At 51.1% G+C, this 17,850-nt stretch carries 16 protein-coding genes; 3 read left to right on the top strand and 13 right to left on the bottom strand.

The annotated features are described in order from the left end of the window. Positions 1 to 70: 70 nt before the first annotated feature. The gene (locus tag ABC502_RS07570; protein ID WP_330089004.1) at positions 71 to 1,894 is read left to right on the top strand and encodes a putative nucleotidyltransferase substrate binding domain-containing protein; all 1,824 of its coding nucleotides are present in this window, start codon (positions 71 to 73) and stop codon (positions 1,892 to 1,894) included. A 2-nt stretch (positions 1,895 to 1,896) separates the two neighbouring features. Continuing rightward, complete coding sequence (locus ABC502_RS07565; protein WP_345915430.1) at positions 1,897 to 2,559, top strand: 3'-5' exonuclease; 663 nt, start codon at positions 1,897 to 1,899, stop codon at positions 2,557 to 2,559. A gap of 179 nt (positions 2,560 to 2,738) precedes the next feature. Here ABC502_RS07565 and efp read toward each other — a convergent pair whose 3' ends face one another. From efp to ABC502_RS07545, 4 genes are read right to left on the bottom strand one after another with little or no spacing between them, the layout of a single operon-like run. Next, the gene (efp, locus tag ABC502_RS07560; RefSeq protein ID WP_330089023.1) at positions 2,739 to 3,299 is read right to left on the bottom strand and encodes an elongation factor P; all 561 of its coding nucleotides are present in this window, start codon (positions 3,297 to 3,299) and stop codon (positions 2,739 to 2,741) included. A gap of 21 nt (positions 3,300 to 3,320) precedes the next feature. Continuing rightward, positions 3,321 to 4,484: an elongation factor P maturation arginine rhamnosyltransferase EarP gene (gene earP, locus ABC502_RS07555; RefSeq protein WP_345915429.1), complete on the bottom strand. Its 1,164-nt coding sequence runs from the start codon at positions 4,482 to 4,484 to the stop codon at positions 3,321 to 3,323. Continuing rightward, on the bottom strand, positions 4,484 to 4,858 hold the full coding sequence (locus ABC502_RS07550; protein WP_345915428.1) for a hypothetical protein: 375 nt from the start codon (positions 4,856 to 4,858) through the stop codon (positions 4,484 to 4,486). The genes earP and ABC502_RS07550 overlap by 1 nt, the downstream gene beginning before the upstream one ends. A 2-nt stretch (positions 4,859 to 4,860) precedes the next feature. Next, on the bottom strand, positions 4,861 to 5,400 hold the full coding sequence (locus ABC502_RS07545; RefSeq protein ID WP_330088997.1) for a hypothetical protein: 540 nt from the start codon (positions 5,398 to 5,400) through the stop codon (positions 4,861 to 4,863). A 143-nt stretch (positions 5,401 to 5,543) separates the two neighbouring features. Here ABC502_RS07545 and ABC502_RS07540 point away from each other — a divergent pair, with 143 nt between their 5' ends. Next, on the top strand, positions 5,544 to 5,744 hold the full coding sequence (locus ABC502_RS07540) for a DUF3185 family protein (protein ID WP_330088996.1): 201 nt from the start codon (positions 5,544 to 5,546) through the stop codon (positions 5,742 to 5,744). 58 nt (positions 5,745 to 5,802) lie between these two features. On the opposite strand, the gene glnS is transcribed toward ABC502_RS07540, so the two are convergent. From glnS to sdhC, 9 genes are all read right to left on the bottom strand, one after another. Then, complete coding sequence (gene glnS / locus ABC502_RS07535; RefSeq protein WP_330088995.1) at positions 5,803 to 7,467, bottom strand: glutamine--tRNA ligase; 1,665 nt, start codon at positions 7,465 to 7,467, stop codon at positions 5,803 to 5,805. A gap of 166 nt (positions 7,468 to 7,633) precedes the next feature. Further along, positions 7,634 to 8,506: a succinate--CoA ligase subunit alpha gene (gene sucD, locus ABC502_RS07530; protein WP_345915427.1), complete on the bottom strand. Its 873-nt coding sequence runs from the start codon at positions 8,504 to 8,506 to the stop codon at positions 7,634 to 7,636. Then, complete coding sequence (sucC, locus tag ABC502_RS07525) at positions 8,506 to 9,672, bottom strand: ADP-forming succinate--CoA ligase subunit beta (RefSeq protein WP_330088990.1); 1,167 nt, start codon at positions 9,670 to 9,672, stop codon at positions 8,506 to 8,508. The genes sucD and sucC overlap by 1 nt, the downstream gene beginning before the upstream one ends. A gap of 271 nt (positions 9,673 to 9,943) precedes the next feature. Then, on the bottom strand, positions 9,944 to 11,476 hold the full coding sequence (gene odhB / locus ABC502_RS07520; RefSeq protein ID WP_345915426.1) for a 2-oxoglutarate dehydrogenase complex dihydrolipoyllysine-residue succinyltransferase: 1,533 nt from the start codon (positions 11,474 to 11,476) through the stop codon (positions 9,944 to 9,946). Then, positions 11,473 to 14,301 (bottom strand): 2-oxoglutarate dehydrogenase E1 component, encoded by a 2,829-nt coding sequence (locus ABC502_RS07515; protein WP_345915425.1) that lies wholly within the window; start codon positions 14,299 to 14,301, stop codon positions 11,473 to 11,475. The genes odhB and ABC502_RS07515 overlap by 4 nt, the downstream gene beginning before the upstream one ends. Before the next feature lie 110 nt (positions 14,302 to 14,411). Next, positions 14,412 to 15,131 carry a succinate dehydrogenase iron-sulfur subunit gene (locus tag ABC502_RS07510; RefSeq protein ID WP_330088987.1) on the bottom strand — a complete coding sequence of 240 codons (720 nt, stop codon included), beginning with the start codon at positions 15,129 to 15,131 and terminating at the stop codon, positions 14,412 to 14,414. A gap of 12 nt (positions 15,132 to 15,143) precedes the next feature. Next, positions 15,144 to 16,916, bottom strand: coding sequence for a succinate dehydrogenase flavoprotein subunit (sdhA, locus tag ABC502_RS07505; RefSeq protein ID WP_330088986.1), 1,773 nt, complete (start codon positions 16,914 to 16,916; stop codon positions 15,144 to 15,146). After that, positions 16,916 to 17,281, bottom strand: coding sequence for a succinate dehydrogenase, hydrophobic membrane anchor protein (gene sdhD, locus ABC502_RS07500; protein WP_345915424.1), 366 nt, complete (start codon positions 17,279 to 17,281; stop codon positions 16,916 to 16,918). Before sdhD ends, sdhA begins: the two co-directional genes overlap by 1 nt. Beyond that, positions 17,272 to 17,649: a succinate dehydrogenase, cytochrome b556 subunit gene (sdhC, locus tag ABC502_RS07495; protein ID WP_330088984.1), complete on the bottom strand. Its 378-nt coding sequence runs from the start codon at positions 17,647 to 17,649 to the stop codon at positions 17,272 to 17,274. Before sdhC ends, sdhD begins: the two co-directional genes overlap by 10 nt. Positions 17,650 to 17,850 lie beyond the last annotated feature (201 nt).

Below are 17,850 nucleotides of genomic sequence, written 5' to 3'. Positions count from 1 at the left end.
AAAGTCGTCTGGTATCCTGGCCTTACTGTTGCTAGATTAGTAAACGGATAGAAGTCATTGCAGGCACACGATGGAAGTCACAGAGGTCACCAAGTTCCTGGCGGAAACCACTCCTTTTGATCAGTTGGATGCTGAGCAATTGCAGGCGCTGGCACGGCAAATGTCGGTGTATTACTTCCGGGCGGGTGAAGAGGTCAATACCGACAGCAACCGCTTGATGATAGTCCGCACCGGTGTGTTTTCATTGTACAGTGATCAGCAACAACTGTTGACCAAGCTGCAAAGCGGTGACTTCTATGGCTATCAGCAATTGCTGACTGATTTGCATGATCAGGATACCCTGCTATGCGATGAAGACGGGCTGGTGTATTGGCTGACCGCCGAAGGCTTTCAGCATATCCGCTATCAGTTCAAAAACATTGAGTTATTTTTTCAGCGGCTGTTTGGTCGACGCTTGCATCAATACAAATCCCAATCAACCAATCGCTTTACCTTAAAAATCAGCGATGTTGCCAAAGCCCGCAAAGTCAGTATTCCTCCTGATGCAACCGTGCAGCAGGCTGCAGCACAAATGACCGAACAACGGGTCTCATCCTTACTGGTGGAGCGAAACAACAAACTGGTTGGCATTATTACCGATCGGGACTTACGCAGCCGGGTGGTGGCTGAAGCATTGCCGGCCGATAGCCCGGTCAGCGACGTGATGACCAGCCAACCCCACACCATCGATTTGCACGCCTATTTGTTTGAAGCGGTGCAGTTGATGAGCCAGCACAATATTCACCATTTACCCGTACTAAAAGATGAGCAGCTTTTTGGCATGATTACTGCCACCGATGTTATTCGGGCGCAGCAGGATCACCCGGTGTATCTGATTGGTGAGATCCATCGCCAACACACTGAAGAAGGTATTTTGCAGTGTGCCAGCCAGATTTTGCATCTCAGCCAAAGTCTTAGTGCCCAGCAAGTTCCAGCGCACGAGGCCAGCCATGTGCTGACGACAGTCACGGATGCTCTTACCCAAAGCTGGATTAAACTGGCGATCAAGCAGCTTGGTGCTCCGCCTTGCGTCTTTACCTGGCTTGGTTTTGGTTCCCAGGCCCGGATGGAGCAAGGCTTAAACGCCGATCAGGACAATGCCCTCTTGCTGGAAAAAGAACCGGAAGGCGAGATCGCGATGTACTTTGAGCAACTGGCAAAAATCGTCTGTGATGGTCTGAACGAATGCGGTATCGTCTATTGCCCGGGCAATATTATGGCCAGTAATCCTGAGCTGCGTCTTAGTTTAAAAGGCTGGTCAAATCAATTCGCCCGCTGGATCCAGACACCGACCCAGGAAGCCTTGCTTAAATCGAGCATTTTCTTCGACTTGCGGCCTATTTATGGCAGCAAAAGCCTGTTTAATGCTCTGCAGCAGGACATACTGGCACGCACCACCGACAAAGCTGTATTTCTGTACCATTTAAGCCACAACGCCCTGAAAGGCAAACCACCGCTCGGCTTTTTCAAAACCTTTACGCTGGAGCGGGATGGCAAGCAGAAAAAAGGCCTGGATTTAAAAAAGCGCGGTTTAATTCTTATCACCGATATGGCACGTATTTATAGTTTAAGTAAGGGTATTAGCGCCATCAATACCCGTCAACGCTTGATCCAATTAGCACAGCAAAAAGTGATGGATGCCAAAGACAGCCAGAATCTACTGGATGCTTTTGATGTGCTGGCCCAACTGCGCTGGGACAAACATCAGCACGATGTGGCTCAGGGCCATGAAGCATCTAACTTACTGGATCCTGCGGTGTTATCGGGCCTGCAACGTCATCAGCTTAAAGATGTGTTTGAGGTAATCAATCAAACACAAAGTCAGATGAAATATCGTTTTTGCCGGGAGCTTTGATTATGTTTGGCTGGTTTAAAAATCCTCCGTTACCCATCAATGAAATTGTCCGCAGCTATGAGCATGCCGCCCAGCCCTCGCCGAAAACGGCTCTGTCTGACGTCAATTTTCTGGTACTGGATTTGGAATTAACCGGACTGGATGCAAAAAAAGATCACATCATTAGTGCCGGCTGGGTACCGATCCGCCGTCAGGAAATCATGCTGGGCGACAGCGCCCATTATCTGGTGAAGTCACCGGTAGGCGTTGGCCAAAGCGCCGTGATCCACGGTGTGCACGACCATCAGTTAACAACAGGTATAGAACTGTGTGAGCTCATGGCGTTGCTGCTGCAAACTTACCCGGGCTATGTGCTGGTAGCGCACCATGCCCAAATGGATCTGGCCTTCTTAACCATGGCCTGTGAGCGCTGCTTTGGCCGCAGTCCTAAATTTAAAGCCATTGATACGCTAAAGATTGAATGGCAGCGGCTGCACAACAAAGGCAAGGTATTAACCCGTGATATGCTGCGCCTTAGCAGTTGCCTCGAACGCCACAAGTTACCCAAGGCGCCTCAGCATCATGCGCTGGCCGATGCTTTTGCCTGTGCCCAGCTGCTGCTAAGCCAAATCCGTCAGCATAGTAGCAGCATGACGCTGGGTGAATTGCAGGCTCTGTCGCGTTAGCTGCTATTATTTTGTATGACATTCCTAAGTCGTCCCAGCTACTCAGAATGATGGTTTCAGCTGTCGACTTATTTGGAAACCAGATAGGATTGTGCTTTATCTTATGAAAAAGGAAATGGCCCAGACAGACCCTATCAAAAAAGGAGCCGAAGCTCCTTTGTTGTTGCCAATGTCGGTGTTTAACTTTTCGCCCGACTGCGGTATTCATCGGTGCGGGTATCAATTTCAATACGATCACCGGTTTCAACGAATGCTGGAACCATCAGCTCAAAACCAGTATCCAGTTTGGCTGGTTTCATTACTTTGCCGGTGGTATCCCCTTTAGCCGCTGGCTCGGTATACACCACTTCACGCACCACTATGGTAGGCAAATCTACCGAAATTGGCCGCTCGCCATAGAACACCAAGGTACACTGCATGCCATCACCCAGGTATTTTAATGCACTTTCCATGTTCTCGGCTTCCACTTCGAACTGGTTGTACTCTTCATCCATAAAGACATACATAGGATCAGCGTAGTAGGAATAAGTGACTTCTTTGTTTTCCAAAATCACTTGCTCAAACTTATCATCGGCCCGGTAAACGGTCTCAGTCCCCTGGCTGTTCAGCAGGTTCTTTAGCTTCATTTTAACCACAGCTGAGTTGCGGCCAGATTTGTTGTATTCCGCTTTCAAAATCACCATTGGCTCGCTTCCAACCATAATCACCTGGCCAGCGCGCAGCTCTTGAGCAGTTTTCATCATAACAGTAGCTTCTTCTTTCTAGGAAAAATTTGCCGTTAGTATAAATTTATTTTCAACAAAACGCACCAGATTCTTTGCCAGATCCCCCTGTTGGCACAGTTGACCCCGCCACTTCAGACAATGCCATTGCCATTCGGGTCGTAGCCCGGTCAATTGCTGCCAGGGAGCAACCAGCGCCGCTTGCTGGTTCCAGTTCAACCAGAATTGCCATAAGGCTTGCTGCAACGCATCCTCCATCCCCGCTGCAAAACAGTGCCAAAATGCCTGCAACTTGTCCAGGTGCGCATCCTCATCCTGAGGATACAGCTGCCAGACAAAAGGCTTGCCTGCCCAGATAGCGCGCACTAATGAGTCTTCACCCCGCACAAAATTGATATCAGCACACCATAGCAGCTGATCAAACTGCTGCTGATTGATAAAAGGCAACACCTGCAGCGTTGTATTACCCAGCTGTACCCAAGAACGAGCGGTTAGCTCAGGCAGCAAAGCTCGTAACTCATCTGCCAAAGCTCCCTCAGGCACCAGACAAAGCTGCCTCGCCTCCTGCTCCGCCCAGGTGGAAAGCAAAGACAAGAGTTCTGAATGACGATAGGCAAATAAGCAAATCAACTGCTGATAGCGCTCTGGCTCGGCGATGCCAAGCTTGCCAAGCAACCGCTTTTTGCCACCTTGCTGCAGCCAGGCCGTCATGTCGTCAATCAAACGACCTTCGCGCAGCAAGCCGCCCGTACCAGGCAAAAAGCCCGGAAAGAAAAAGTGCTTTTGCAATGGCAAGCTTGGATGTGGCGATGGCAGCGCATGACAATCAAGCACCCAGCTTTCTGCCGACAAGTATTCCAGATTTAACCAAACCGGCTTAACCGGTGCCGCCGCCATGGCGTGCACATAACCTTCAGGCAACTCACAGGCAAAAGCTTCAATCACCACTTCGGCACAACCTGCTTGCTGTATTAAGGCATCAGGTTCAGGCTGCCAATGCCACACTTCGACACCTTCTGTCAGCACTTGCCGGCTTAGCCCGGGCTGCACTTCGGCACAGATACGCTGAAAGCTAAGCAAATCATCCACCCAAAGTCGCACTTTGCAGCCATGCTCAGAACTCAACTGTCGCGCCAGGCGCCAACAGACGCCAATGTCACCAAAGTTATCAATGACCCGGCAAAAAATATCCCAGCGCATCATCAATGCCCCAAGAGCAAACGAAGCAGAGCACCTGTGCCAACCCGCAGACCAAGCAATACAATGGCCAGCAGTATCAGAGTAGTCATCAGCGCTAACAGGTAGTAACCCAGGCGGATCAGGCGTATTTTCAGCCGCTGGAAAAAGCCGGCTTTTGCATTCTGCTCTGGGGCTGGTTGCACAAAAAGTTTGATCACCAGTAAGCAGCCAAGCGACGCCAACATCGCAAGTAGCCAAAGCAATACGCTGCTCTGATGCGGCTGTTCCGCACTCAGCACCTGCCAGATAAAAGCAGCGCCACTGAGCACAGCCAACACTAAAATCAACCAGAAAGCCGGCTGCATCATAGTGGCAATACGATGATAGATCCTCAGCATAATTAGTCTCTTTTTTTAGGGGGGGCTGGCTGATGCTGTGGTGGAAAGAGCGCCAACAAACCGGACTCACCAGCCATGTCTCCAATAACCCACACCTGCTCAAAGGGGTGTTGTTTCGGCAGATGTAATTTGGGGAAATGAGCCAACATCTCATCTTTGGTCCAAAGTGGATTGGCATTCCGGATCACCAGCCAGACCCGCTCGGAGTCGTAACGTTTTTCCGCCTTACTGGCCAGCAAGCTATTGAGCGCAGCCACCAAGCGGGCTTCGGCCGGCATACGCATCAGCGTTAACAATTCCCGGTGAGTGTGTGGCGATAACTCACGCCCAAGAATATGCATGGCTTCAGCTTCACTGCCATACAAATGGGCAATCTCCAAATCCAGCTTTTGGTCGTCGTAGTAACAGGAAACATCGGGACGGCGCGGCTCGTTGTGCCAGATATGACGCATTTTGATGCCAAAGCGCCGTTCATACAAACGCATAAAAATTCGGGCTGCCTCATGCTCCAGCTCTATTTTTTCGTCCCGACCGGACCCCATGGCTGTTGCCTCCATTCTGATAATCAATTGCGCGGGTTATCTCCCCAAGCAAGCACTAAAGTGGATATCATGCTAAGCTTTTCAAAATAGTACGCAATTTTACTACGCTCGACCAGGCTTTAACTTTAATCAAGGAGAACAGGATGCAACGTATTATTGGAGTAGCTGCACTGATAGCCGGAGCCATTTTACTGTACTTTGCCTATACCGAGTACAACTCCACCGCCTCACAAATCACCGAAGTCATTACCGGCAACCCAACCGATAACACAGTATTGTATTTAGTTGCAGGTACTGTAGCCGCCGTTATTGGCCTTGGGTTGTTACTTAGAAAAGGCCGTTAACGGCCTTCATTATGAACAGGGCCATCACCCGGATGGCCCTGTCTATCAAAGCCCGGCGTTAAGACGCATCGCTCCAGCTATCGCGTAAGCCGACAGTACGGTTAAACACCAACTGCTGGGGGGTTGAATCTTGACTATCTGCGCAGTAATAACCTTCCCGCTCAAACTGATACGCTTGCCCGGCAACAGCTTGCTGCAAAGACGGCTCCACCAGCCCTTGCTTGATTAACAAAGACTCTGGATTTACGGACAGAAGGAAATCATCTTCGGCCGCCGGGTTTGGCACGCTAAAAAGGCGATCGTACACCCGAAACTCAGCAGGTTTGGCCTGGCTGGCTTCGACCCAGTGAATCACTCCCCGAACCTTACGGCCATCGGCAGGATTCTCTCCCAAAGTTTCCGGCAAATAACTACACAGCAGTTCGATTACCTTGCCATCAGCATCTTTCACCACCTCATCAGCCTGAATCACATAGGCATTGCGAAGCCGCACACAACCACCAGTGACCAATCGTTTGTATTTTTTGTTGGCTTCTTCGCGGAAATCAGCCTGATCAATATACACCACTTTGCCAAAGGGCAACTGACGCTGTCCCAAACTATCATCATTTGGATGATTGGGCACATCCAGCCACTGCAGCTCGTTATCCGGGTAATTGGTGATGGTCACTTTCAGTGGCTCCAACACCGCCATGGCGCGCGGTGCCCGCGCATTTAAATCATCGCGGATGCAGGACTCAAGTGCGCTGATCTCTATAATGTTGTCTTGTTTGGTCACACCAATGCGCTTGGCAAATTCCCGAATCGACTCTGGTGTGTAACCACGACGGCGCAAACCAGCAATGGTTGGCATCCGTGGATCATCCCAGCCCTGCACCACCTGTTTTTCTACCAGTGTTTGCAGCTTGCGCTTGCTCATCACGGTGTATTCCAGATTTAAACGGGAAAACTCAATCTGCTGTGGGTGACAGTCAATACTGATGTTGTCCAGGATCCAGTCGTACAAACGGCGGTTGTCCTGAAACTCCAGGGTACACAGCGAGTGAGTAATGCCTTCCAGTGCGTCGGAAATACAATGGGTGAAGTCGTACATCGGATAGATGCACCATTTATCCCCGGTCTGGTGGTGATGGGCAAACTTCACCCGGTAAATCACCGGATCACGCATGCAGATAAAAGGCGAGCTCATATCAATCTTAGCCCGCAGTGAGCACTCGCCCTCTTTGAAGCCACCAGCCCGCATTTTCTCAAACAAGGCCAGGTTTTCTTCCGGCGAGGTATCGCGGGTTGGACTGTGCTTGCCGGGCCTGGTCAGGCTACCGCGGTATTCACGCATATCCTCTGCATTGAGAAAGCAGACATACGCCAGACCTTTTTGAATCAGCTCGACTGCATAACCATACAACTGTTCAAAGTAATCCGATGAATAATGGACAGGTGATTGCCACTCAAATCCCAACCACCGCACATCCTGCTGAATGGAGTGAACAAAATCGATGTTTTCTTTTTCCGGGTTGGTATCATCAAATCGCAGATTGCAACTGCCCTGATAATCCTCAGCAATGCCAAAGTTCAGGCAAATGGATTTGGCATGGCCTATGTGTAAAAAGCCGTTTGGCTCAGGCGGAAAACGGGTATGCACCGAGCTGTGCTTGCCACTGGCTAAGTCTTTATCAATAATTTGACGAATAAAATTGCTGGGGCGATGGTCTACGTCCGCCATGGTAATGATAATCCTCTGCTAATTCGCTGCCGGCGCAGCTTAAGAATGCAGGCATTATAACACCAGCATGGCTGCTGGCTAGTGCTCTCAAAAGCGATGGTAGCAAAAGCACGAAAATAAAAAACCCGCTGAAGTCAGCGGGTTTTGATGCGAAGCAGAAATAAGCTTACCAGCCAGTCAGCTCGCGCAGTGCTTTACCGATATCGGCCAAAGAACGGACGGTTTTTACGCCAGCGTCTTCCAGCGCACGGAACTTGTCATCCGCAGTGCCTTTACCACCAGAAATGATGGCGCCAGCATGGCCCATACGCTTACCCGGAGGAGCCGTTACACCAGCAATGTAAGATACCACAGGCTTAGTTACATGCTCTTTGATGTAAGCAGCGGCTTCTTCTTCAGCCGTACCGCCGATTTCACCGATCATCACGATGGCTTCGGTTTTTGGGTCTTCCTGGAACAACTTCAGAATATCAATGAAGTTAGAGCCTGGGATTGGGTCGCCACCAATACCTACACAGGTAGACTGGCCAAAGCCTTCGTCGGTGGTTTGCTTAACCGCTTCATAGGTCAGAGTACCAGAGCGGGAGACGATGCCCACTTTACCGGCTTTGTGGATATGGCCAGGCATAATACCGATTTTGCACTCGTCCGGCGTGATCACACCCGGGCAGTTTGGACCAATCATCCGCACGCCTTTACGGTCGATGTACTCTTTGGCAAACAGCATGTCGATGGTTGGGATCCCTTCAGTGATACAAACGATCAGCTCAATACCGGCATCGGCCGCTTCAATGATGGCATCTTTACAAAATGGTGCAGGTACGTAGATCACAGTCGCAGTTGCGCCGGTAGCTTCCACCGCATCACGCACTGTGTTAAATACCGGCAGGCCCAGGTGAGTAGAACCACCTTTACCAGGACTTACACCACCAACCATCTGAGTACCGTACTCGATAGCTTGTGTGGAGTGGAAAGTCCCCTGGCTGCCAGTAAAACCCTGACAGATCACCTTGGTGTCTTTATTAATCAGAATGCTCATTAGTTGCCTCCAGCAGCTTTAACCACCGCCAGAGCGGCTTCGCTCAGCGAGTTGGCTGCAATGATGTTCAGTCCGCTCTCTTGCAGTTTTTTCGCGCCCAGTTCAGCATTGTTGCCTTCTAAACGCACCACTACAGGGACATTCACACCCACTTCTTCCACAGCACCAATGATGCCTTCAGCGATCATGTCACAGCGTACAATGCCACCAAAGATATTGACGAAAACAGCTTTCACTGCAGAGTCAGACAAAATGATTTTAAAGGCTTCGGAAACACGCTCTTTGGTCGCACCACCACCAACGTCCAGGAAGTTGGCTGGCTTACCACCGCTTAGCTTGACGATGTCCATGGTGCCCATCGCAAGACCTGCACCATTCACCATACAGCCAATGTTACCTTCCAGCGCTACGTAGTTCAGTTCCCACTGGGCGGCACGGGCTTCACGCTCATCTTCTTGTGATGGATCGTGGAAATCACGCAGTTTAGGCTGACGGTACAGTGCATTGCTGTCTACCACCAGCTTCGCATCCAGACAGTGCAGGTTGCCGTTGGAGGTAATCACCAATGGGTTGACTTCGATCAGGGCGATATCCAGATCGACAAACATCTGCGCCAGGCCCAGGTAGATTTTAGTGAACTGCTTGATTTGCTCAGGTGTCAGGCCCAGCTTAAAGCCAATTTCACGCGCCTGGAACGGCTGAGCGCCTACCAAAGGATCAACCGCTACTTTGATGATTTTCTCTGGCGTTTCTTCCGCCACTTTCTCGATATCCACACCACCTTCAGTCGATGCCATAAAGACAATACGACGGCTGGCACGGTCTACCACGGCACCCAGATACAGCTCTTTTTCGATATCGGTGCAGGACTCAACCAGGATTTTGCTGACCGGCTGGCCTTTCTCATCAGTTTGGTAGGTCACCAGGTTCTTGCCCAGCCAATGCTGCGCAAAATTACGAATTTCTTCTTTGGAAGAAACCAGTTTCACACCACCCGCTTTACCGCGGCCACCAGCGTGAACCTGTGCTTTAACGACCCAGCGATTGCCACCAATACGGTCTGCAGCTTCAGCAGCGGCTTGAGGAGTTTCCTCCGCAAAGCCTTCAGAGACTGGTAATCCGTACTCGCGGAACAGCTGTTTTGCCTGATACTCGTGCAAATTCATGGCTATTTTCCGTTATTTAAAAATGAAAGCTGGCCTACTGGCACAGCCTGACCTACAGATCGGCGCATAGTATAGCGCTTCACTGCCTGATTCGAAATGCTACAGACGTCTAACTGCGGCATTATTTCGCAACTTTTTGGCATAATCAGCCAGATCTGAAACAGCGACAACCAAACAGAAATGGCTTTTAGCAAGACAAAACGAGCAGTCACCATGGACTGCTCGTAACACGGCAAGGTCAGCAACCTTGCCGGGACCAACCACTCTGCGATTAGATATCCAGCAGAATGCGGGTTGGATCTTCCAGCAACTCTTTGATGGTTACCAGGAAACCGACCGACTCTTTGCCATCAATAATACGGTGATCGTACGACAATGCCAGATACATCATTGGCAGGATTTCAATCTTGCCGTCTACCACCATGGCGCGATCCTGGATCTTATGCATTCCAAGGATAGCAGACTGTGGTGGGTTGATGATTGGCGTCGACATCAGGGAGCCAAAAACACCACCGTTGGTGATGGTGAAATTACCACCTTGCAAATCGTCCATCGACAATTTGCCATCGCGGCCTTTGATGGCCAGATCTTTAATGGCTTTTTCAATTTCCGCCAAGTTCATCTTGTCGCAGTCACGCAGTACCGGCGTCACCAAACCACGCGGTGTGGAGACCGCAATGCTGATGTCAAAGTAGTTGTGATAGACAATATCGTCACCATCAATGCAGGCATTGACTTCAGGGAAGCGCTTCAGTGCTTCAGTCACTGCTTTAACATAGAAGGACATAAAGCCTAAACGAATGCCGTGACGCTTTTCAAACACATCCTGGTACTGCTTACGCAGATCCATAATCGGCTTCATGTTCACTTCGTTGAAGGTAGTCAACATGGCAGTCGAGTTTTTCGCTTCCAGCAAACGGTTGGCAATGGTTTTACGCAGCCGCGTCATCGGTACCCGTTTTTGCGTACGATCGCCTGTTACAGCGGCTGGCGCTGCTGCTGCAGGTTTTGCTGCTTCTTTGCTGCCGGCAGAGGCCAGGTGCTTCTCTACATCTTCTTTGGTAATGCGGCCATTTTTGCCACTGCCTTTGATTTTGCTGGCATCCAGGCCTTTTTCCGCAATCAGACGACGCACAGACGGGCTCAGCGCATCATCACTGCTGTCATCGGCATCTGCTTTGCTGTCGGCTTTGTCGTCCGCTTTTGCTTCCGCTTTGCTGTCGCTCTTGGCAGGTGCAGCACCGGCTTCCAGCTTACCAATCACTTGTTCGGCCTGTACGGTCGCACCGGTATCTTCCAGAATGTCGCCCATCACGCCATCGGCCTGAGCCACCACTTCCAGTACCACTTTGTCGGTTTCAATATCGACCAGCACCTGGTCGCGGGTCACAGCTTCACCTGGCTTAACATGCCAGGTTGCGATGGTTGCATCAGCAACGGATTCAGGAAGTACAGGTACTTGAATGTCCACTTGTTCACCTTTTGCGGATTGTTCAGATTGAGAGGGTTCTGCAGCATCGTCATTTGGGCTGGATGCAGCAGAGGATTTGGTATTGCCAGCAGCTTTGCTACCAGCACTCAGGGTTGCAAGCACTTGCTCGGCGGTTACCGTGTCGCCTTCCTGATGCTTAATGGAATCGATCACGCCATCATCCGGCGCAGCCACTTCCAGCACCACTTTATCGGTTTCGATATCCACCACGATTTGATCACGGCTCACGGAATCGCCCTCTGCCACATGCCACTTGGCAACAGTGGCATCAGCAACAGACTCCGGCAATACAGGTACTTTAATATCTGTCATTGTTTTTCCTCGTGATTCAGTGTCAATGCGTCGTTAATCAGCGCCTGCTGCTGCTTGTTATGCACCGACAAATAGCCAACAGCTGGCGACGAAGAAGCTTCACGGCCGGCATAAGTCAGATAGCCAGCTTTGCCAATGGCTGCACGGAAATGATGCTGGCTGCAGTACCAAGCGCCCTGGTTTTGCGGCTCTTCCTGACACCAGACATAATCGGTGACATGGCTGTACTGCGACAGGATCTGATCCATTTCTTCGTGCGGGAATGGATACAACTGTTCCACCCGGACAATGGCAATATCGGTAATTTCGCGCTTACGACGTTCTTCCAGCAGCTCGAAATACACCTTACCACTGCAGAATACCACCCGCTTCACATCGGCTGGTTTGATGTCATCAATCTCACCAATCACATTCAGGTAGCGGCCAGATGCCAGCTCTTCAAGTGTAGAAGTAGCTAGCGGATGCCGCAGTAAGGATTTAGGTGACATCACAATCAGTGGACGACGCATAGGCCGAACCTGCTGGCGGCGCAACATATTAAAGACCTGCGCCGGTGTAGTCGGGATACAAATTTGCATGTTGTGATCAGCACACAACTGCAGGAAACGCTCCAGACGCGCTGAAGAGTGTTCCGGGCCCTGCCCTTCATAACCATGTGGCAACAACAGGGTTAAGCCACAAAGCCGGCCCCATTTTTGCTCACCAGAACTGAGGAACTGATCAATCACCACCTGGGCACCGTTGGCAAAGTCACCAAACTGACCTTCCCAGATCACCAAAGCCCGCGGCTCAGCGGTGGCGTAGCCATACTCAAACGCCAAGACGGCCTCTTCCGATAAGGCAGAATCGTACACCTGGAACGGGCCTTGCTCGTCAGAAATATGCTCCAGCGGCACATAGGTGCTGCCATCGGTCTGATTGTGCAATACCGCATGGCGATGGAAGAAGGTGCCACGGCCAGAGTCCTGGCCTACAATACGAATGCGGCTGCCTTCATTCACCACAGAGGCATAGGCCAGAATTTCAGCAAAGCCCCAGTCGATCTTCTTCTCGCCCTGCAGCATCTTAGCGCGATCTTCATAGACCCGGCCCACCTGACGCTGCAGCGCATGGCTGGCAGGTACATCGATGGCTTTCTCGCCTAAAGCAACCAGAGCTTCGACGCTCATACTGGCATCGTAATCAGAATCCCAATCATGATTCAGGAAAGGAGTCCAATCCACCGAGCTGGTGTGATCCATCTGACGCCACTCATCCACCACGCAGTCGCCTTTATCCAGCGCATCACGGTAATTGGCCATCATGGCTTTGACATCATCGTCGCTGAGCAAGCCTTGCTTGGTTAGTTTTTCAGCATAAAGCTCACGCGGCGTTGGGTGCTTCTTAATCTTTTGGTACATCAGCGGCTGGGTTGCGTTCGGCTCATCCGCTTCGTTGTGACCATTACGGCGGTAACAGACCAGGTCAATCACCACGTCACGCTTAAAGGTATTGCGGTAATCCACCGCCAATTGTGCCACCAGCACCACGGCTTCCGGATCATCGCCGTTCACGTGGAAAATCGGTGCCTGTACCATCTTGGCAATATCGGTACAGTATTCGGTAGAGCGGGTATCTTCGCGCTTTGAGGTAGTAAAACCAACCTGGTTATTAATCACAATGCGAACGGTACCGCCCACTTTAAAGGCACGGGTTTGTGAAATATTGAAGGTTTCTGCCACTACACCCTGACCGGCAAAGGCTGAGTCACCATGGATGGTAATTGGCAAGGCCAAAGAGCCGTCGCTGCAACCACGACGGTCCAAGCGGGCACGAACGGAGCCCATCACCACCGGGTTCACAATCTCCAGATGCGACGGGTTAAAGGCCAATGCCAAATGCACATTACCACCTTTGGTGGCAAAATCGGATGAGAAGCCCATATGGTACTTCACATCGCCGGCACCCACTACGGTGTACTTGCCGGCAAACTCATCGAACAAATCCGACGGGTTTTTGCCCAAGACGTTGATCAGAGTATTCAGACGGCCACGGTGCGCCATACCAATCACACAATCTTTCGCGCCCTGCTCACCAGCACGATGGATCATGGTTTTCAGCATCGGGATCATGGCATCGCCACCCTCCAGACCAAACCGCTTGGCTCCCGGGAACTTAGAACCCAGGTATTTTTCCAGGCCATCGGCAGCAATCAGATCTTTTAAAATCCGGCTTTTGCTGTCTTTATCGAAATCAGGGGTGGAATGAATACTTTCCAGGCGCTGTTGGATCCAGCGTTTTTCATCAGTAGACACGATGTGCATGTACTCGGCACCAATGGAGCCGCAGTAAGTTTTTTCCAGGGCCTTGTGCAAATCGCCCAATTTCATCGTTTCCGGGCCGCCGGCGAATGATCCAACATGGAACTCAGTATCGTAATCAGCTTCAGACAGTTCGTGATGCGACAACTCGAGATCGCGAACCCGTGGCTGCTTCCATAGATCCAAAGGATCCAACCGGGCATGCTGATGCCCACGGAAACGATAGGAATTGATCAATTGCAATACTTTAACCTGACGCAAATCGGCCGATTGACTGCCCGGCACCGTGACCACTTCACGATGTTTATTGCGTGCAAGCTCAGCAAACTGCTGTCGGATATCCGAGTGCCGCACTTCCAGATCAACACCATCAAGCTTTGGCAACTGAGCGAAAAACTCACGCCACTCGTCCCCTACACTGGTAGGTTCCGCCAAGTAGGATTCATAGAGCTCATCCACATAGGCCATGTTGCCACCGCCCAGATGAGACGACTCTAACCACGCCTTCATCACACCTTCGTGCATTTAGTTTCCCTTATTTCTGCGCACCTGGAAAAACCGCAAAAAAATAACAGTATAGTCTAAGTTACTGTTATTTTTATGCTTGCATCAGTTACTTGCTCAAAAGGGGCGCTTTACAGCGCCCGGCTCAACAACATGGATTTAATCTGACCAATAGCCTTGGTCGGATTCAGCCCCTTAGGACAAACATTGACACAATTCATAATACCATGGCAACGGAATACGCTGAAAGCATCATCCAGGTCGTTCAAACGCTGTTCGGTCGCGGTATCACGGCTGTCCGCCAGGAAGCGGTAGGCATGCAACAAGCCCGCCGGGCCAATGAACTTATCCGGGTTCCACCAAAATGATGGGCACGAGGTCGAACAACACGCACACAAGATACACTCGTACAAACCATCCAGCTTAGCGCGCTCTTCCGGCGACTGCAAAAATTCACCGGCAGGTGGCAGCTTGCTGTCGTTAATCAGATAAGGCTTCACTTTCTCGTACTGGGTATAGAACTGGCTCATATCCACCACCAGATCGCGCACCACCGGCAAGCCGGGTAAAGGACGGATGACTATCTTGCCGCCTTTTAAACCAACCGCTGACAAAGGCGTAATACAAGCCAGACCATTTTTACCATTCATGTTCAAACCGTCGGAGCCACAAACCCCTTCACGGCACGAGCGACGGAACGACAAAGTTGGGTCCTGCTCTTTTAGCTTTAACAGCGCATCCAGCACCATCATGTCCCGGCCTTCCGGGTTGTCCAGCGTGTAATCCTGCATGCGCGGCGCATTGTCGACATCAGGGTTGTAACGATAGACGGAGAATACTAACTTCTTCATCGCATTGCCCTCTTAGTAAGTACGCGCTTTGGGTGGGAAAGCTTCACGGAACTTCGGTTCCAGATTGACTTGCCGCTTAAACATCGACTCAGTCTCCGGGCTGTACACACTGTGACACAACCAGTTTTCATCGTCGCGATCCGGGAAGTCAAAGCGCGCATGAGCACCACGGCTCTCGGTACGGAAGTTTGCTGCAACAGCGGTAGAGTATGCCGTTTCCATCAGGTTATCCAGCTCCAGACATTCAATACGCTGAGTATTGAAGTCCGAGCTCTTATCATCCAAACGGGCGAACTTTAAACGCTCACGGATGGTTTTCAGCTCTTGCAAACCTTCTGCCATAGCTTCGCCTTCACGGAATACCGAGAAGTTCAGCTGCATGCAGTTCTGCAGGTCTTTCTTAATTTGCACCGGGTCTTCACCCTGGCCTGGCTTGCTGTCTTCCCAGCGACGGGTCCGTGCCAGGGCAGCATCCAAATCCGACTCGGAAGCGGCACGACCTTCAGAGGTAGCAGCCAGTGCTTCACCCAGGTGCAGACCAGTCGCACGGCCAAACACCACCAGATCCAGCAGCGAGTTGCCGCCCAGACGGTTGGCGCCATGTACCGAGACACAAGCAATTTCACCACAGGCAAACAAGCCCGGCACAATGGCATCATGACCATCAGCCGTTGGCTTAATAACCTGGCCATTCACGTTGGTTGGAATACCACCCATCATGTAGTGGCAGGTTGGGATCACCGGGATCGGTTCTTTCACCGGATCAACGTGGGCAAAAGTGCGCGACAGCTCACAAATACCAGGCAGGCGGCTTTCCAGCACCTCTTCGCCTAAGTGATCCAGCTTCAGTTTAATGTGCACGCCCCAAGGGCCATCGCAACCGCGACCTTCACGAATTTCAGTCATCATCGAGCGGGCAACCACATCACGGCCTGCCAGATCTTTAGCATTCGGCGCGTAACGCTCCATAAAGCGCTCACCATCTTTATTCAGCAGGTAACCACCTTCACCACGACACCCTTCAGTGACTAGCGTACCAGCACCGGCAATACCGGTTGGGTGGAACTGCCACATTTCCATATCCTGCAGTGGCACACCAGCACGCAGTGCCATCCCTACGCCATCACCAGTATTGATGTGCGCATTGGTGGTCGATGCATAAATACGGCCGGCACCACCGGTCGCCAGCACAGTAGCACGGGCTTTAAAGTAAACGATTTCGCCGGTTTCGATATCAATGGCGGTACAACCCACCACAGCACCATCCTGATTTTTCACCAGGTCCAGCGCATACCACTCACTGAACACCTGAGTGCGGTTTTTGACGTTTTGCTGGTACAGCAAATGCAACAAGGCATGGCCGGTGCGGTCAGCTGCTGCAGCAGTACGAGCGGCCTGCTCGCCACCGAAGTTCTTCGACTGGCCGCCAAACGGACGCTGATAGACCCGGCCGTTTTCAAAACGGGAGAATGGCAGGCCCATGTTCTCTAATTCGGTAATGGCCTCAGGGCCAGTTTTACACATATACTCGATCGCGTCCTGATCACCGATGTAATCGGAGCCTTTGACGGTATCGAACATGTGCCATTCCCAGTTATCCGGGTGGGAGTTGCCTAACGCAACGGTAATACCACCCTGGGCAGATACTGTGTGCGAGCGGGTTGGAAAAACTTTCGATAGCAAGGCACAGGTTAAACCGGACTGGGTAATCTGTAAGGCGGCACGCATACCAGCACCACCAGCGCCAATGACAATGGCATCAAACTCACGAACTGGAATACTCATTACTCTGCTCCCACAACTTTAAGGCCCCACAACACAAAGAGACCGACAGCAACATAGCTAAATGCCATTACACTCACGATAAACTGCACCAGAGCACGCAACTGAGCATTTTTGATGTAGTCAGTGACCACCTGCCACAAGCCGATGCGGGCATGAATGGCAACTGAGATCAGCGCAAGAAGCGTAAAGACTTTCATCCAAAGCTGAGCAAACAGGTTGTTCCACACTTCGTAGGTAACTTCTGGCGTGACCAAAAAGAAACCCAAAACAAAAAGGACGTACAAACCGAGCACAGTCGCGGTCGCACGAATAGACACATAATCCTGCACGCCATCACGTTTCAGGGATGCTTGATTCAGAACCATAACCAACCTCCGGCCAGAACAGCTAATACAATCCACAGGCCAATGGCCACACGCGCACTGGTGTTGCCAGAAGACAACTCTTCCCAGTAGCCTAAATCCATTACCATATGACGAATACCACCAATCAGGTGATACAGCAGCACCGTGATGGTGCCCCACGCCAGGAATTTAGCGAAGTGAGAGGTCAACACAGATTTCACCAGCTCAAAGCCTTCCGCAGAAGACAACGAGACGGCCCAGGCCCATACAACCAGAATCAGGGCAATAAACATTGCCACGCCGGTGATACGATGCAGGATAGAGGCTTTGCCAGAGGCAGGAAGTGAAATTGTGGTCAGGTCGAGGTTTACAGGTCTTTGCTTTTTCACAGTTTCTTGTCCATCGACGCCCGTACACGAGCTTTAGTTGTGATTATTGAAGAACTGAATAATCAGTCATCACCCTCAGCATATACTGCAGGAAACCCAAGCTGGTTCAGCTGAAATTACTGAGGATGGTGAACTGTTTCAGCACCGGCAATAGTATATATTTCATGCCTGGTTATTACAATTTTTGTTTGGTTTAACAGG

This window comes from Alkalimonas sp. NCh-2, assembly GCF_039631345.1.
GTDB lineage: Bacteria > Pseudomonadota > Gammaproteobacteria > Enterobacterales > Alteromonadaceae > Alkalimonas > Alkalimonas mucilaginosa.
This window is presented reverse-complemented; position numbering and strand designations above follow the sequence as displayed.

Coding starts and splice junctions, on each gene's coding strand:
- ABC502_RS07570 (WP_330089004.1), top strand. CDS start 71: ATGGAAGTCACAGAGGTCACCAAGTTCCTGGCGGAAACCACTCCTTTT.
- ABC502_RS07565 (WP_345915430.1), top strand. CDS start 1,897: ATGTTTGGCTGGTTTAAAAATCCTCCGTTACCCATCAATGAAATTGTC.
- efp (WP_330089023.1), bottom strand. CDS start 3,299: ATGAAAACTGCTCAAGAGCTGCGCGCTGGCCAGGTGATTATGGTTGGA.
- earP (WP_345915429.1), bottom strand. CDS start 4,484: ATGATGCGCTGGGATATTTTTTGCCGGGTCATTGATAACTTTGGTGAC.
- ABC502_RS07550 (WP_345915428.1), bottom strand. CDS start 4,858: ATGCTGAGGATCTATCATCGTATTGCCACTATGATGCAGCCGGCTTTC.
- ABC502_RS07545 (WP_330088997.1), bottom strand. CDS start 5,400: ATGGGGTCCGGTCGGGACGAAAAAATAGAGCTGGAGCATGAGGCAGCC.
- ABC502_RS07540 (WP_330088996.1), top strand. CDS start 5,544: ATGCAACGTATTATTGGAGTAGCTGCACTGATAGCCGGAGCCATTTTA.
- glnS (WP_330088995.1), bottom strand. CDS start 7,467: ATGGCGGACGTAGACCATCGCCCCAGCAATTTTATTCGTCAAATTATT.
- sucD (WP_345915427.1), bottom strand. CDS start 8,506: ATGAGCATTCTGATTAATAAAGACACCAAGGTGATCTGTCAGGGTTTT.
- sucC (WP_330088990.1), bottom strand. CDS start 9,672: ATGAATTTGCACGAGTATCAGGCAAAACAGCTGTTCCGCGAGTACGGA.
- odhB (WP_345915426.1), bottom strand. CDS start 11,476: ATGACAGATATTAAAGTACCTGTATTGCCGGAGTCTGTTGCTGATGCC.
- ABC502_RS07515 (WP_345915425.1), bottom strand. CDS start 14,301: ATGCACGAAGGTGTGATGAAGGCGTGGTTAGAGTCGTCTCATCTGGGC.
- ABC502_RS07510 (WP_330088987.1), bottom strand. CDS start 15,131: ATGAAGAAGTTAGTATTCTCCGTCTATCGTTACAACCCTGATGTCGAC.
- sdhA (WP_330088986.1), bottom strand. CDS start 16,916: ATGAGTATTCCAGTTCGTGAGTTTGATGCCATTGTCATTGGCGCTGGT.
- sdhD (WP_345915424.1), bottom strand. CDS start 17,281: ATGGTTCTGAATCAAGCATCCCTGAAACGTGATGGCGTGCAGGATTAT.